This window comes from Neorhizobium huautlense, from assembly GCF_030811685.1.
Taxonomy (GTDB): Bacteria; Pseudomonadota; Alphaproteobacteria; order Rhizobiales; family Rhizobiaceae; genus Neorhizobium; species Neorhizobium huautlense_A.
Genome location: NZ_JAUSRF010000001.1, coordinates 506,470 through 523,715, shown reverse-complemented (window position 1 = coordinate 523,715; position 17,246 = coordinate 506,470). Strand labels below are relative to the sequence as shown.

General features: G+C 61.4%; 5 protein-coding genes. 3 read left to right on the top strand and 2 right to left on the bottom strand.

Going from position 1 to position 17,246, the window contains the following annotated elements; all coding sequences use genetic code 11:
- Positions 1-151: 151 nt before the first annotated feature.
- Together J2T09_RS02170 and J2T09_RS02165 are read right to left on the bottom strand one after the other, a co-directional pair.
- Complete coding sequence (locus J2T09_RS02170) at positions 152-1,951, bottom strand: ABC transporter ATP-binding protein (protein ID WP_306830565.1); 1,800 nt, start codon at positions 1,949-1,951, stop codon at positions 152-154.
- Positions 1,948-3,777, bottom strand: coding sequence for an ABC transporter ATP-binding protein (locus J2T09_RS02165; protein WP_306830563.1), 1,830 nt, complete (start codon positions 3,775-3,777; stop codon positions 1,948-1,950). Before J2T09_RS02165 ends, J2T09_RS02170 begins: the two co-directional genes overlap by 4 nt.
- A gap of 272 nt (positions 3,778-4,049) precedes the next feature.
- Here J2T09_RS02165 and J2T09_RS02160 point away from each other — a divergent pair, with 272 nt between their 5' ends.
- Genes J2T09_RS02160 through J2T09_RS02150 form a run of 3 tightly spaced genes read left to right on the top strand, consistent with a single transcriptional unit; the run spans position 4,050 to position 17,244 of the window.
- Positions 4,050-13,139 (top strand): non-ribosomal peptide synthetase/type I polyketide synthase, encoded by a 9,090-nt coding sequence (locus J2T09_RS02160; RefSeq protein ID WP_306830561.1) that lies wholly within the window; start codon positions 4,050-4,052, stop codon positions 13,137-13,139.
- Positions 13,139-16,477 carry a non-ribosomal peptide synthetase gene (locus tag J2T09_RS02155; RefSeq protein WP_306830559.1) on the top strand — a complete coding sequence of 1,113 codons (3,339 nt, stop codon included), beginning with the start codon at positions 13,139-13,141 and terminating at the stop codon, positions 16,475-16,477. Before J2T09_RS02160 ends, J2T09_RS02155 begins: the two co-directional genes overlap by 1 nt.
- Positions 16,474-17,244 carry a thioesterase II family protein gene (locus J2T09_RS02150; protein WP_306830557.1) on the top strand — a complete coding sequence of 257 codons (771 nt, stop codon included), beginning with the start codon at positions 16,474-16,476 and terminating at the stop codon, positions 17,242-17,244. The genes J2T09_RS02155 and J2T09_RS02150 overlap by 4 nt, the downstream gene beginning before the upstream one ends.
- Positions 17,245-17,246: the final 2 nt, after the last annotated feature.

The window sequence follows — 17,246 nt, the reverse complement described above, 5'->3', positions numbered from 1 at the left end:
GCATAGGCATCACATCACCGGACATGCCCTTGCGGGCATCCGGCGCTGACGCACCATGCTTTCGAGGCGGACACTAAGTGATGATTCTCAAATTGGCAACAAACATGACAAAAAAAGTCATGATTACCCATTCAACGGCAATTTCCTGCCTTCAGGCATTCTCCTCGACGCGACCGAGCTGCCAGGATGCGGCCTGATTACGCAGATGCCACAGGCGGGCATAAAGCCCCTGTTGCGCCAGAAGATCATCATGTCTGCCCGTCTCGGCAACGTGCCCCTGATCGACCACGATGATCTGATCGGCGTTGCGGATGGTCGAAAGGCGATGAGCTACGACGATGAGCGTCCGATCTGCCACCAGATGTTCCAGTGCAGTCTGGATGGCGCGTTCATTGGTCGGGTCGATGGCGGCGGTCGCTTCATCAAGAAGCACGATCGGCGCATTCTTGAGAACGGCGCGAGCAATGGAGATGCGCTGCCGCTCGCCCCCGGACAATTTGGCGCCGCCCTCTCCCACCTCGGTGGCGTACCCCTTCGGCAGGGCCATAATGAAATCATGCGCCTGCGCCGCTCGCGCCGCCGCCTCGATATCCGCATGGGATGCATCGGACATGCCCGTCGTGATGTTTTCCGCGATCGTGCCGGAGAACAGATGCACATCCTGAAAAACGACGGCGATGTTTGCGGCAAGGTCCTCGAAACGCATGTCGCGCAGATCGACACCGCCCAGCGTGATGTTCCCATCCTCCACATCCCAGAACCGGGAGAGGAGATTGAGAAGCGTGCTCTTGCCCGAACCGGACGGACCGACAATGGCCGTCATCGAACGTTCCGGCACCACGAAACTGACATCACGCAGAACAGGTTTTGCCGTGAGATAGGAAAACCCGACATTGCGGAAGCAGATTTCGAAACCGTCAGGTTTGCGGTGTCGTGCGGATTCAGGAAGCGGAGGCGCATCGAGAATGCGGTCGATCCGGTCTAGTGCGCTTTCGGCCATTCGCGCCGTTTCCATCACACCGGCAAGTGACAGGATGGGAGAATAGAGCGACATCATCAGCCCGAGCCCGATAACCACCGAGCCGGAAGGCATGCCCCCCGCAAAATGGCGATAGCCGATAAAGGCTACCAGCAGTGGCAGACCAAGCATGACGACAGCGGAAAAGGCGACGATCGGCACTGCGAGTGCGGTAATCATCCCGACAGAGATCGCATGAAACCGATCGAGTGCGACCTTAAAACTCGTCCAGCCGTCATCCAGCCGATTGAAGGCGCGGATGACCTTCATGCCCTGCACGAACTCGATCATGCGTGTGGCGGCATCCGCTTGGGCGATCTGCCGCCGGGCCGACAGAGCCGCCAGACGCCGGCTGGACCAGAGAAAAAACGGCAGACCGCAGACAATGGAGACGAGACCGACCAATGCCGCCGGCCAATCGGTGACCGCAAGCAGGAGAAAAGCAGCAAACGGCAGGCCAAGAGCGTGAGCGATGCGCGGAAAACCATCGGCAAAAAAGGTCTCAAGCATCTGGATATCCGCCGTCATGGCCGTGATGGTTTCGCCCTTGTCGCGCGACAGATGAAATCCCATCGGCAGATGCCGCAGCCGCTCCAGCATTTTTAGCCGCAGATCCCCGCCCAAACGATGGCTGGCCAGCCAGCAGGTCTGCATCGCCAGAATGCCAAAACCGACCTGACCCGCCAAAGATACTGCCATGATGAGGACGACCGGCCAGATGGTTTTGGCCGACACGGCGGGTTCACCGATCAAACTCGCCAGAACCCAGAGGACGGTGGCAAAGGCGAGGCCCAGACAGATGGATTGCAACAGACGCAGAAAGAAGCCGAACAGCAGCCGGTTGCGCCATTGACCGGCAAGCGCCAGCAGCCTGCGCAATGCCGCCAAATCGGAACCGATGGCGCTTCCGGGTGATGTCACCTGGGCGGTCACGAGGTATGCTCCATGCGCTTGTCTTTCAGCGGCGTGCGCAAGGTGTTCGACCGCACCGCCTGCCAGTCTTCCCACAGCCGGGCATAGTGTCCTTGCCGCTGCAGAAGCATGCGGTGATCGCCCTCCTCAACGATCCGCCCTTCCGACAGAACCAGAATTCGGTCAGCCGCCGCGATCGTATGGAGGCGATGGGCGACGACGATCAACGTCCTGCCTTCAGCGAGAGTGGAGAGAGCCTGCTGAATGGCGGCCTCGCTGTCGGGATCACAAAAGGCGGTCGCTTCGTCCAGCACGAGGACCGGTGCGTCCTTCAGAATGGCCCGCGCAATGGCAATGCGCTGCCGCTCGCCACCGGAAAGAGTGATGCCCGACGCGCCGATGCGGGTCTGATATCCCTGCGGCATGGCCGTGATGAAATCATGCGCCTGCGCCGCCCGTGCCGCTGCCTCGATATCCTCGTTGCCGGCACCTGCCTTGCCGAAACCGATATTGGCGGCGATCGTATCGTCGAACAGAAACACATCTTGAAACACGAAGGATATTTCCCGCATCAACTGGTCGCGGCCGATCTCGCGCAGATCCACGCCACCAAGAGTGATGCGGCCCAAGGCGACATCGTGAAACCGCGCGACCAGAGAAGCCGCCGTGCTTTTGCCGGAACCCGAAGGCCCAACCAAGGCGGTGACCGTGCCGGTTAGGGCCGTGAACGACAGGTCATGCAGCACGGTGCGGCCGCCATAAGCGAAAGACACGTTTTCAAAGGTCATGTCACGGTTCTCCAGCGTCACGTCCCGGCCGGTATCCGGCTGGGCGGACGTGCCCAGCACCTCCTCGACCGATTTCGACGCCACGGAGACATGGGCGATATTCTGGAACAAATGGAAAAGTTTGGTCAGCGGCAGGCTGTAACCCGCGCCGAGAATGACAAAAAACGCCAGCGTCGCGGTATCGATCTCCCCCGATTGCAGCAGCAACAGCCCGACCGGCAGGATGATGGTGACATTGGCAAGCACCAGCGCGCTGAAAGCACCACCGAGCGGCACATAAGAGCGCGCGATATCGAGCTCGATATCGACATAATCCCGTACCGCCGTCGAGGCGCCGGCGACGGTTTCGCCGCTGCGGTTGAAGATTTTTACCACCGGCATGCCCGCGACATATTCCAGCACGGACGCATTCATGCGCCGGTTCGCGGTCTGGAACGCGACCAACTTGCGGCTGGACCGCATCGTGGCGATGACGATCATCAGGAAAGCGACCGGCGTCAGGAGCACAGTCGCAAGCGACATGCGCCAGTCCACAGCAAACAGCCAGACCGAAACCACCACCCAGGTGGCGAGCGCGCTGCTGGCCTCGGGAATGCCGTGCGCGGCCACCACTTCCAACCGTTCAGGCTCGTCGATCACCAGCGTCTTGGCCTCGCCGAGGCTTCTGTCGGAAAACCAGCCGAGCGGAAGCCCGACGAGATGCGTGGCGACTGCAAGCCGCAAGCGGTGAATGATGCCGAAGGCCGCGATATGCGCCTTGGCCACCGAAGCGCCCTGCGCGGCATAACCGGCAAGAACGGCGAACGCGGCAAAACCGGCAGTGCTCAAAAAAACCGAAAACGTGGCCTTGGCCTCGATGACATCGACCACAAGGTGCCAGAGCAACCACAAGGGCACAAGCTCCAGCCCTGCTGCAACAATGGCAAGGACAACGGATATGGCGATGGTGAACCGGTTCCCACCGGCATGATGCCAGAGCAGATGCAGGCTGGCGAAATAATCGATCTTCGTCTCGTTCGTGCCCGGACAGTTCTCGTTACCGGCACCGGCACTCATCATTTCAACCACCACGCACACCCAACCCGCACCTTGAAACCGGCGCGGCCACTCACATCAGACGGGCATCCACGCGCCCGCGCTTTCTTCAAGCACTATTCTCGCCAGACGAAAGGGCAGCCGGGCAACCCGCACCGGCCGCCAAACTCCGCTTTCGGCTGAATTGGCTCCCCAGCGGAGCGGTCAGTACCCGCTGGTTCGGTGTCTAAGGGAGGAGACAATGCCGCCATCGCCATGATGGCGCGCAGACGAGTGCCGTAATGCTGGAGGTTGCCATGACTGCTGAACCCATCGCGATCATAGGGATGACCTGCCGCTTTCCGGATGCGCCTGATATCGCCACCTTCTGGCGTAACCTGACCAAAGGCCACGAAGCCGTGCGGCCGCTGACGATAGCGGACATGGAGCGGCACGGCATAGACCCGGCGCTTATGGACCACCCGGATTACGTCAATGCCGGCACGGTGGTCGACAATGCCGATCATTTCGACCCGGCCTTTTTCGGTTATTCGCCGCGCGAAGCCGAGCTGATGGACCCGCAGCATCGTGTGTTTCTGGAGGAATGCCGAAAACTGCTGGATATCGCCAACCTGACCCGCAGCGAGCTGAAGATCGGCGCGTTTGCCGGTTGCCGCCAGAGCACATACCAGCCGCTTCTGCCACCCATCCGCGCCGAAGAAATCACCCGCACCGACAGTTTTCAGCAGCTGATGGGCAATGACAAGGACTATCTCGTCACCCGCGCCGCCTACAAGCTGAACCTCACCGGCCCGGCCATGACGGTGCAGACGGCGTGCTCCAGCGCGCTCGTCGCAGTACATCAGGCGGTGCAAAGCCTGATCAGAGATGAATGCGATGCGGCACTGGCCGGCGGCGTGGCGATCTCCTTCCCGCAGGGCAGCGGCTATTTCCGCCAACAGGGCATGATCTTCTCCGAAGACGGTCATTGCCGTCCGTTCAGCGCCGATGGCACAGGCATCGTCGCCGGCAACGGCATCGGTCTTGTTGCCCTGAAGCGGCTCAGCGATGCCGAGCGCGACGGTGATATCGTGCATGCCGTCATTCTCGGCTCGGCGGTTTCCAACGACGGCAGCACCAAGATCGGTTACACCGCCCCCGGCCGCGCCGGCCAGCAACGTGCCATCCGTGACGCACTTGCCCGCAGCGGCGTTTCGCCGGCCGGTATCGGCATGCTGGAAGCCCACGGCACCGGCACGCCATTGGGTGACCCGGTCGAGATCGATGCGATTTCCGAAGTCTATCGCGCCGCCGATGTCGAGCCGCAAAGCGTCGCGATTGGTTCGGTGAAAGGCAATTTAGGGCATCTCGATACCGCAGCCGGCATTGCCAGCCTGATCAAGACAGTGCTTGCGGTGAACAGCGGATCGATCCCCGCCAGCCTGCATTGCAACCCGGCCAATCCGCGCATCGGTTTTGCCACGACACCGTTTTCGCCGGTCGAACAGACGATGGAATGGCCGACCCGTTTCGAACGCCGCATCGCCGCCGTCAGCTCCTTCGGCATTGGCGGCACAAATTGCCACATGATCGTCGGTGCAGTCGAACAGGCTACGCCGATTGCGGTGGACGGCAATTCGGACGAGCAGGTTTTTGTCTGGTCGGCCCAGAGTGAAGCGGCATTGCAGGGCGGTTTACCGGCTGTAGCGGCCTCTCTTGGTAAGGCCGGGCTTGCTGCCCAAAGCGCAACGGCGGCTTTGCGCCGCCAGCATTTTTCCCATCGTATCGCCGTGAGGGGTAAGACCGCCGACGAGATCAAAACCGCCTTGTCGTCAGCGAAAATCACCAAGGCAGCGGCCGGTGGCCGCGTCGCCTTCATGTTCAGCGGTCAGGGCAGCCAGTTTTCGAGCATGGGTGCGGGGCTGAGGCGCGATAATGCCACCTTCCGCAAGGCATTGGAAACCTGCCTTGCGGGTTTTGCCGCCAATGGCATTCCCGACCTCGACGCGGTGATCAGCGATCCGGCGCGGGCCACGGATCTCGACCGCACGCTCTACACCCAGCCTGCGCTGTTTTCCTGGCACCATGCCTTTGCCAGCATGCTGCAAGCGTGGGGCCTGCGGCCGGACCTCGTTTTCGGCCATTCCATCGGCGAATTCGCCGCCGCCGTGACTGCCGGTCTGCTGACACTTGATGATGCCATCCGGCTGGTGGCAAGCCGTGCACGCCTGATGGAAATGGGAACCGAGACCGGTGCCATGCTGGCAATCGCCCGGCCGCGTAACGAGATCGATACCATCCTTCAGGCTCACCCGGATGTGGCGATTGCCGCCATCAATGGTCCGGATCGTTTCAGCCTCAGCGGCCGCATCGCCGATATCGATGCGCTTTCGGCCGATCTGACACAGCAGAAAATCGCCCATCGCCGCCTCGGTGTGAACCGCGCTTTCCATTCGAACACGATGGAAGCGATCGAACTGCCGTTCAGGTCCGCCTGCCCTGCCCCCTCCTTCGACGCCCCCAACTGCGACATGCTTTCGACGCTGAAATCGGACCTGCTGGAACCCGGCATGCTTGATGCCGATTACTGGTATCGCCAGCTGCGCGAGCCGGTGCATTTCCTCGACACGGCGCAGCGCCTGGCCGATTTCGAAATCGATCAGGTGATCGAGATAGGTCCCGATGCGAGCTTTGCCAAGTTGCTGGCCGCTTGCGACATTGCGGCGACGACTGCGGTGCTTATCGACAAAGGCAATAACAGCCAGGCAGCCGTGATCGCCGCGCTCTTCCGCGCAGGTTACGAAACGCCGCTGGAGAACCACTATCGTTCCCAGAAATTAGGTCTCGCCACCTTGCCGCCGGTCAGTTTTGCGAGCATCCGCATCTGGCCCGAAAAATTGCCGCCAGAACAACGACCCGCTGAGAATCGGTCTGCGCTGGAAGCTCTTCTCGGTCCGCTCTGGACGCCCGTCTCGGCACGCGGCAGTGCCCTGCATTTTGCCTTCGAACACCCGTTGCCGCTCGCGGCAAAACCTTCGGCCGCCAGCGACGAGCGCGGTTTCCTCGGCAAGGGAACCGTATCGCTCGACCTGAAAACCGGAACGGTTTGCGCAGACTATCGTCCGCTCACCGCTCCCGATCTGCCCGATTTGGGAACCACGCCGTTGAGCGAGTGGCTGGCCGCAACAGCACACAGAACCATCAGCAATGCCTGGCTTTCTCCGCAATGGAGTCAGGCGACCGATGTGCGTGAGGTCGAAAACCGCGCCTTCCTGTCCGATGGCAAAACCTGCGTCGGCTGGCTGGATCTCGCAGAACCCGCCACTGAAACCGAACAGATGCCGGTGCAGCTTTGGCGCTGGCGCTGGAACGAGGTTGCACGCCTCTACCAGCAGAAACTCAGCGCCTCCTCCATCGCCACCCGCGAGGACTGGTTGATCGTCGGAAGCGGCGCGGTTGCCGACGAGCTTGCCGCCATGGGTCGCTGGATCGGCCATAACGTTGTGCGTAGCAACGAGCCGCTCGATGGTGCGTTCAGCCAGATCGTCGATTGCCGGCCGCTTGCCGATGTCGCCGGTTTTTCAGGTGGCACCGCTGCGGTCACCACGGCGCTGGACCGCGCCCTCGGCTGGCTGCGCCACGGGGTTGATCATCCGGCCTGCCGCATCACCACGCTTGTTTCGCATGCCTGCGATCCGCAGACGGCAGCGATCACCGGTCCCGGCTGGGCAAGCATGCAGCTGTGGCGCAGCCTGCGCAACGAGCATCCACACCTGCCGATGACCTGCGTGAACATCGATGGACCAAGGGATGTGGAAGCTCTTGCCGGTCATCTCGATCATCTCCACGATCTCGGCACGGTTTTGGCCCTTCGCGGGGCGAAGCTTTACGAACCCGCCATCGAGGCGACCCCTGCCCGCGAGGATCATCTGCCGCTCGACTGGAAGGACCGCGACGCGACGCTGATCGCCGGCTTTGGCGCAGTCGGCCGCGAACTCGCACTGTGGCTGGCGGGTCAGGGATGCCGGCATCTGGTGATCGTTCTCCACCGCGAGCCCGATACGGCACAGGAGGCCTGCATCACCGAATTGCAGGGTCACGGCGTCACCGTCGATATCCTGCGTGCCAGCCTGACCGATGCCGATGCCCTGCGCACTGCCATCACCGGTCTCGATGTGCCGATCGGACAGGTCTTCCATACCGCCCATGGCGGAGGAAGTGCGCTTCTTTCGGAAGAAACGGCGGAACGTTTTGCCACCGGCGTCAACGTCAAGATCGAGGGCAGCCTGGCGCTTCATCAGGCGGTTTCCGACCAGCCGCTGGCGTTGTTTTGCCTGTTTTCCTCGGCCGCATCGCTGCTGGCCATGCCGGGTGCGGCCTATAACGTCGCCAATGCCTGGCAGGATGCCTTCGCCCAGAACCTGCGCGATCAGGGCGTACCGGCGATCTCCATCGCCTGGGGGCAGTTCGCCATGGACCGTCGCGCCGAAAAACTCGAACAGCTGGGCAAGACCAGCCTCAAGCCCATCCCGGCGACAACCGGCTTTGCCATCATGAACGGCCTCTTGAAGGACGGCGCGACCGGGCTTGTGCCGATCTCAGTCGATGCCGCAGCGCTCGCAGCCGCCACCGGCGGCATGCCGGCCACAAGAGGGCTTTTGCGCCCGCTTCTCGACACCCGCAAGGATGTGACTGAAGAGGTGGAATTCGAACTCACGCTCGAAAACCTTTCCGAAACCGAACGGTCGGAAAAAATCGCCGCCTATCTGCGCGCCATTATCGGCAAGCGCCTGAAATTCGACAGCGACGCGCTCGACATCAACCGTGCGCTGACAGAACAGGGCGTTGACTCGCTGGTGTTCCTCGAGCTGGTGCATATCATCAACGGCCGTTTCGCGCTCTCGCTGCCGCCGACCGCGGGTTACGAGTACGGCACGATCGCAGCGCTCGCCGCCCATATCGCCAGCCTGACGGCAGCCGTCACCGACGACATCGATTTCTCCCGACAGCTGGGCAAGGGCAATATCGAAATCATCGACCGGCCGGACGAGCGTTTCGAGCCTTTTCCGCTTACCGACCTGCAACAGGCTTTTTGGGTTGGCCGCAAGGGCGGCATGCGGCTCGGCGCCGTGTCCTGCCACGAATATCTGGAGATCGAACTCGACGATCTGGATGTCACGACGCTCGAAACCGCCTGGAACCGGCTGATCGCCCGCCACGAGATGATGCGCTGCGTGATCACCCCCGCCGGCCAGCAGCAGATCCTGAAAAAGGCGCCGCATTACCAGATCGCCCAGCGTGACCTGACAAGCCTTTCCGATGCGGATCGCGAGGCGACGCTTGGCGAAATCCGTGACCGGATGTCCTATCAGGTTTTTGACCCGCAGGTCTGGCCGCTGTTCGAGCTGACGGTCAGCCATTTGCCCGGCGGCATAACCCGTATCCATCTCGACATGGATCTGCTCGTCTTCGACATCCAGAGTTTTCGTGTTGTCTTCGGAGAGCTGGCAACGCTGCTGGCTGATCCGAAAGCCGCCCTGCCACAACTTTCGCTGTCCTTCCGCGATTATGTTCTGGCGGAGGATGCCGCCCGTCAGGGTCCGCAATGGGAAAAAGCCAAAAATTTCTGGCTGGAAAAGCTCGACACCTTCCCGCTCGCCCCGGAACTGCCTCTGTGCCGCAAGCCGGAAGACGTGGCGCGCCCCACATTCCGCACGCTCGATCACAGGCTGTCCTCCTCGCACTGGAAACAGTTCCAGGCGCGTGCGAGCGAACGCGGCCTGACCGCCAGCGGCGCGCTTCTGACCGCCTTCACACAGGTGCTTTCCACCTACAGCAAGGCGCCGGAATTCACCCTCAATGTCACCTATTTCAACCGCAAGAACGTGCATCACCAGGTGATGGACATTTGCGGCGACTTCACCTCGCTGATGCTTCTGCCGGTCGAGGCACGCACCGAGGAAACCTTCATCGATGCGGCCAAGCGCACCCAGACCGATCTCTGGCAGGCGCTGGCGCATCGCGAATTCAACGGTATCCGCCTGATGCGCGAGCTTGGCCGCCAGCGCAGTGGTGGTGCCGATGGCATCGACATGCCGGTCGTCTTCACCAGCATGATCGGCATGGACTTTGACGATCCGAACCGCGCCGACTGGCCGCTGACCAGCCGTCAGGTTTTCCAGATCAACCAGACACCGCAGGTCTGGCTGGATTATCAGGCCACCGAATATGGCGGCGCGCTGGTGACCCGCTGGTTCATCGCCGACGACCTGTTTGAACCGCGCCTGATCGACGGCATGTTCCGCGCCTATACCGATTTTCTGCAAAAACTGGCCGTGGACGACACACTCTGGGGCGCGCTGGTGCCCGACATGCGCCCGGAAGGTGATCGCTTGCTGGCGGCAGGCACGCAGACGGTCGTGGAGCGGCCGCAAGGCATGCTGATGCCGGACCTGCTGCAAAACTCGGCCGATGCCATAGCCGGCAATACCGCCATCCTCAGCCCGCAGGGCAACCGCAACTATGCGGACTTGCGCAAGGATGCCAACCGCCTTGCCAACCACCTGATCGCTCTTGGCCTGCAGCCTTCACAGCCGGTCGCCGTCGTCATGTCGCGCCAACCGGATGCGGTTCTGTCAGCACTCGCCATTCAGGCGGCCGGTGGGTGTTATGTGCCCGTCAACGGCGATTATGAAAACGAGCGACTGATCGCCATCCTCAAAAATCTGTCGCCCTTTGCCGTGTTGACAAACGGCCCAACCCCGGCGCTGCCACCGGAGTTCCGCCGCATCGATCTGGCCGAGCTTTCGCTGACTGATCTGCCCGACACCGTGCCGGAACGCCGCCAGTCGGAAGAAGACCTCGCCTATATCATCTATACATCCGGCACGACGGGCCAGCCTAAGGGCGCAATGCTCGATCATCGCGGCCCGCTCAATACGATTTTCGCGCTGATCCGCCGACTGGAGGTAACCGCCAACGACCGCACCCTCTCGCTCTCCGCCTTCCATCACGACATGTCGGTCTTCGACATTTATGCCATGATGGCAACCGGCGGCGCGATCATCCTGCCGGATAGGGATCGCTCCAAGGATGCCATGCATTGGCTCGATCTCGTCCGCGAACACAAGCCGACCATCATCAATGCCGTTCCCGCCTTCGTTTCAATGCTGCTCGATGCGCAGGCGTTGAAACAGGTCGATCTGCCGGCCCCACGTCACGTAATGATGGGCGGCGATTGGATTCCTCTGGAACTCGTGCGTCGCCTGAAAACGCTATGGCCGACATGCGAAATCCATAGCATCGGCGGGCCGACAGAAACCGCCATCGTTTCCGCCTATTACCACCTGCGCGAGATCGACCCGAACTGGACAAAAATCCCCTACGGCCGTCCGCTGGAAAACCAGACATGCCGCATTCTCAACACCACCGGCCAGGATTGCCCGATTGGCGTGGTCGGCGAGATCTGCACCGGCGGCATGGCCATGTCGCTCGGTTATTTTGGCGATGATTCTCGCACGGCGGAACGTTACCGCATTCACAAGGCGAGCGGCAAAAAGCTGTTCCACACCGGTGATCTCGGCAGGCTGAACCCGGATGGCGAGATCGAAATTGTCGGACGTATCGACAACCAGCTGAAGATCAGCGGCATGCGCATCGAGCCGAGCGAGATCGAGGCGGTGCTGGGCGAACACCCGTTCATATCCGATGCTGCCGTGATCTATGGCGGTTCGCCGCCGAAACAGCTGCATGGCTATTTCACGCCCTCCAGCGATGCCCCGGCGAGTGGCTCCGATGCCATCGGCGATAACGGCTGGCACCGGGCGCTGACGGTGGGCGACTGGGCCTGCAACGACCTTTCCGAAGATTTCAATCTCGACGATTACGGCAGCCATTTCGACAATATGGAATTGCTCAGCACCTGGGTGATGCTGGCGACAATGCAGTCAGCCGGGCATTTCCGAAATGAAGGCGACACGCCAACCGCCACCGACCTGATCGACGCGCTGAAGGTGACCGAAAAATACAAAAAACTGTTCGTCAGCTGGCTAGATGTGCTCGAAGCCGACGCCTACCTCCAGCGTGATGGCGACACCTATCGCGCCACAGACCGAATCGCGCTTGCCGAACGCCTGCCGTCACTGAAGGCCCGCATCGCCGCCCGCGCTACACAGGGCGCCGACTATGACCGCCGTATCTGGTCGCTTTACGAGCGCTGCATCGCCGAATCGCAGGCGCTGTTGCAAGGCCGGCTCAACCCGCTGGAACTGATGTTCGAAGGCGGGCGGACCGACTTCGTCGAAAGCTGGTATCGCGAAAACCCGGTCTCGAAACACTTCAACATCGTGGCCGGCGAAACAGTACGCGGCCTGTTCGAGGATGCCGATCCCGGCCGCACAATCCGCATTCTCGAATTCGGCGCGGGCATAGGCAGCGTCACCCACGATATCCTCAAGGCCCTGCCACACGAGAACTTCTCCTACGCCTTCACCGACCTGTCGCGTTACTTCCTCGACAATGCGGCAAAGATGTTCGCCGACTGGCCACAGATGCACTTTGGCCTGTTCGACATCAACCACGACCCGGCCCTGCAGGGTTTCGACCTCGGTTCCTACGACCTGATCATCGGCGCCAACGTTCTGCATGATGCGATCGACGTCAATCGCAGCAGCCGGCTGGTGCGGTCCCTGCTGAAACCATCCGGCCATCTGCTGCTGGTCGAAGGCACGCGCAATCCGCGTTTCCAGCTCGTCAGCCTCGGTTTCGTCGAGGGTCTCAGCCATTACGAGGACGAGCGGCTGGAAACCAACCTGCCGATGCTGGATGCGAGCCGCTGGCAGGTGGTACTCGGCGGTGCGGGTTTTGCCCTGCAGGCGGCATTGCCGAAACCGGGCAATCCGGTGGAGCGCATGAATTATCACGTCATCCTTGCCCAAAATGCGGTGACGGCTACCGTGATCGACCATGCCGAACTCGATTTCTGGCTGAAGGCAAAACTGCCGGATTACATGGTGCCGCAACGCTGGCACCAGCTTTCCGCCATGCCGCTGACCTTGAACGGCAAGGTCGACCGCACCCGCCTGCAACAGGCAGTCGAACTGGAAGTGCAGCCGCCGGAACAGACCGAAGACCCACTGATAGAAGGCCTACAGACGCGGCTGGCTGGTCTCTGGCAGGAAATGCTCGGACAGGAGATTGTCTCGGCATCGGCCAACTTCTTCGTACTTGGCGGGGATTCACTGCTGATGACCCGGCTTTCCAGCCTGCTGCAACACCACTTTGGCACCGCCCCCGATCTCGCCTCGCTGCTGCGCAATCCGCTCTTGAAGGATCAAGCACGCCTGATCGCCGAGATTTCCGATAACGCACTGGAAGACGACGAAACCTTCGAAAGCGGGGTTATCTGATGGACGCTGCTGTACCGATGACATTGAACGAGCTGCGCCGGCAGATGCAGGAAAACCGCATCCGCCTGTGGGTGGCGGATGGCGAGCTGCGTTACGCCGCCCCGCAGGGCAAGATGACGGCGGCGCTGCGCTCCGCGCTTGGGCATCACAAGAAAACGCTGATCGGTGAGCTTTCCCGCGAGGCGGTGACCATCACCGCCGAGCCGGATAAGCGCCACCAACCCTACCCGATGACCGATCTGCAGCAGGCCTATTGGGTGGGCGAACATGGTGGTTATGCACAATCCGCCATTCCCTGCTTTTTCCACGATTGCCGGTTTGACCGCATCGAACCGGAGGTGGTGCAGCAGGCACTTTTGCGCCTGCAAACACGTCACGAAGTGATGACGGCGCGCTTCCTGGCGAACGGAACGCAGGTCGTGCCGCCACCGGGGGAAAATCCCTGCATTCTTGCCGTTGAAGATTTTCGCGCTCTCACGGAGGACGAGGCTGAAAAGCGTCTCGGAACCCTTTGCGAAACCTATCCCGAAACGCTGCCTTCGCTGGAACAGGGACCACCGCTGGCAGCAACACTTGCGCGACTGGCCGACAGCGACCGGCTGCTGATCGCCTTCCGCCTGATCGCCATCGATGGCCCGTCTCTGTCGATGATCTTTCGCGATCTGCTGCGCTACTTGTTCGTACCGCAGGGCGAAACGGAAACGCCACCGCTTCTCAGCCACCGCGACTATGTTCTGGCACTCAAGGCAACATCCTCGCCGGAGAGTGCCGCCTATTGGGACCGCACCCTCAAAACCCTGCCGCCACCGCCGGAACTGCCGTTGACCGGCCATTCGCCTCAATGGTCACGTTTTCGCCGCCTTGCCGGCAAGCTGGAAGGTGAGCGCTGGCAAAAACTGAAGGCGCTCGCCGCCGAACATGGCGTGACGGCAAACGCCGCCATGCTGGCGCTTTATGCCGCCATGCTGCGGCCATTCGCGACCCGACCGGATTTCACGCTGAACGTGCTCGCCAATTACCGCCCGTTTTCGCACCCTGAGATCGGCGAGATGACCGGCAATTGCTCCAATACCTCGCTGATCGATTGCGCCGATGGCGGCAGCTTTGCCGAACAGGCACGCCGCATCCAGACGCTGATGGCCGAACGGCTGGCGCATGCTTCGGTCAGCGGCGTCTCGCTGATCCGGCGGCTGCAACTGGCAAATGAGACCGATAAACCCGCCGCCCCCTTCGTTTTCACCAGCGGCATCAGCAGCGGCCGCCCCAGCCTGCCGGCCGAACACACAAGCCGCTTCGAGCTTCTCGGCAGCCATCTGCGCACACCGCAGGTGTGGATGGATCATCAGGTGATCGAGAACCACCAAGGTCTGATTTATTATTGGGACTATGTCGAAGACATTTTTGTTGATGGCGTGCCGGAGGCGGTTTTCGAGCGTTACCGGCAGACGTTGGATCGACTGGTGAACGACCCGTCCGCCTGGCAGGATACGGATCCTTCCGGCGAGCAGGCACAGCTTTCTCCATTGGTAGCCGATCACCCGCAGGATCGGGCAGAAACACTGCCGGAGACATTTCTGGCAACAGCTGCCCGCACGCCTGATGCCGTCGCGCTCCTTTCGAACGATGAAACGCTGACCTATGCGCAACTGCGCGCCCGCGCCGAAAACATCGCAACTGCGCTCGTTAACCGCGATGCAAAGCTCGGCGAGATCGCGGCAATATGCCTGCCTAAAGGTGTGAGCCAGATCACCGCCGTCATCGGCGTCAGCCTGGCCGGTCTCGTCTGGCTGCCGATCGACAGCCGCATGCCGGCCGAGCGCCGCGATGCCATTCTTCGTCACAGTGGTTGCCGCTGGCTGATCGCGGAGAAAGCAGATGATCTGCAGGAAGGCGTTTGCCACCTGTCGCCAAAGGATTTTGCAGAAGCATCGGATATGCCGTTTGCTGCTCCGGCCACGCAGCCCTCCGACCGCGCCTATATCATCTACACATCGGGTTCGACCGGCATGCCGAAAGGCGTGGTCATCACCCATGGTGCAGCGCTCAACACCATTCGCGATATCAACCGGCGTTTCGGCATTACGGTGGATGATCGCATTCTGGCGCTGTCGGCGCTGAGTTTCGATCTTTCGGTCTTTGACATCTGGGGCGCGCTCTCAGCAGGCGCGGCCATCGTTGTGCCACCCGACAGCGAATTTCCCGATCCGGCGGCGACGCTCGCCATCAGCGCCACCCATGGCGTGACCGTGTGGAACTCCGTCCCGGCACTTCTCGACATGGTTCTGTCCGCCGCAGGCGAAACGCCGGCCCGCGAACTGCAAATGCTGCGCACCATCATGCTGAGCGGCGACTGGATCCCGCTGACGCTTGCCCGAAAAATTCTTGGCGATTTTCCGGAGGCAAAACTCTTCAGCCTCGGCGGCGCCACCGAAGCGTCCATATGGTCGAATTTTTATCCGGTGACGAAAATCGATCCGGCCTGGAAGTCCATCCCCTACGGTTTTGGCCTTTCCGGCCAGCAATTGCATGTGCTCGATACCCACGGCCGACCTTGCCCGGTCGGTGTGACCGGCGAAATCCATATCGAAGGTTTTGGCCTTGCCGAGGGCTATCTCAACGACGCGGAAAAGACGCAAGCCAGCTTCTTCATCCATGACAGCGGCCGAAGGCTGTATCGCACCGGCGATCTCGGCCGGGTTATGCCGGATGGCGCGATTGAATTTCTCGGCCGCAAAGATTTTCAGCTGAAAATCCGCGGCCACCGTATCGAGGCCGGCGATGTCGAGACCAATCTGATCCGTCATCCCGAGATCGATCAGGCGCTGGTCTTCGCCATGCCATCCGCCGACCGCCACCCGATGCTTGCCGCCTGCCATACCGGCCGACCGATCCCGGCAACGGACCTCAAAGCATGGCTAGGCGAGCGCCTGCCCCGCTACATGGTGCCGGACCTTATCGTTCGTGTCGAAACCCTGCCGCTCAGTGCCAATGGCAAACGTGATCGCAAGGCTGCAGCAGCGATTGTCGCCGCCACAAAGACCGTTGTTTCGGACGAGACGGCAGCACCAGCCACCATAGCCCACGATCTCGCGCTGCTAGCCGATCTCTGGGCAAACGTCACCGGACGCCGGCCGTCCTCACCGCAGGACGATTTTTTCCAGAGCGGCGGCAATTCGCTTCTGGCGGTGCATCTGTCGCGGGCGATCGCCAAAACCTTCGATGTCGAGATCGGCCTCGCCGCCATTTTCCGCGCCCCGACGCTTTCCGGCATGCGCGAAGCGATTGCCGCACAAGCCTCCATCACCTCATCAGCTCAGAACCGTGGAGCCGCGCAATGACCTGCCTCCCCTTCAAGACCACCAAATCGCACGCCACCATCGATCTGTTCTGCCTGACCTATGCCGGCGGCAGTTCGGCGGTCTATCGCGATTGGGACCGGTTGTTTCCCGCGTGGATTTCGGTGCGACCGATCGAATATCCGGGACGCGGCACGCGCATGGGCGAACAACTGCAAAGCGATCCAGATCGTCTCGCACGCGAGCTTGCCAATGAACTGCAACAGCATCTCACACGCCCGTTCGCGATCTTCGGCCACAGTCTCGGCGCGGCACTCGGTTACCGCATGACCCTGCTCCTGCAGCAGAAGACGCCGCCACTCGCCTTTTTCCCCTCCGGCCGCCATAGCCCGGATTGCGCGGACCCGGCACCACAACGCGCGCACCTGTGCGACGACGATCTGCTGGACGAGGTGAAGTCGCTGAACGGTTCTCCTTCCGAAGTGCTGGAGAACCGCGAATTGATGGCACTGCTTCTGCCCATCATCCGCAACGATTTTCGCATGAGCGAAGCGATCCGCGCAGAACGTGACGCCCGCAGCATCACATGCCCCATGCATGCTTTTGGCGGTTTGAACGATCCCGAAGTGCCGCCGCAGGGCATTGCTCAATGGCATAACGTTGCCGCTGATGCGTTTTCGACGACGATGTTCGATGGCGACCACTTTTTCCTCCACCACACGAAACATGTGCAGGCGATTGCCGCCCGCATTGCTGAAATCCTGATGCCGCTTGCATCCGGGCAAGCAGAGACGCGCCGTCGCGCCTGAAA

Excerpts from the sequence above, each read along its gene's own strand:
- J2T09_RS02165 (WP_306830563.1), bottom strand. The coding sequence starts at position 3,777 with ATGATGAGTGCCGGTGCCGGTAACGAGAACTGTCCGGGCACGAACGAG.
- J2T09_RS02160 (WP_306830561.1), top strand. The coding sequence starts at position 4,050 with ATGACTGCTGAACCCATCGCGATCATAGGGATGACCTGCCGCTTTCCG.
- J2T09_RS02155 (WP_306830559.1), top strand. The coding sequence starts at position 13,139 with ATGGACGCTGCTGTACCGATGACATTGAACGAGCTGCGCCGGCAGATG.
- J2T09_RS02150 (WP_306830557.1), top strand. The coding sequence starts at position 16,474 with ATGACCTGCCTCCCCTTCAAGACCACCAAATCGCACGCCACCATCGAT.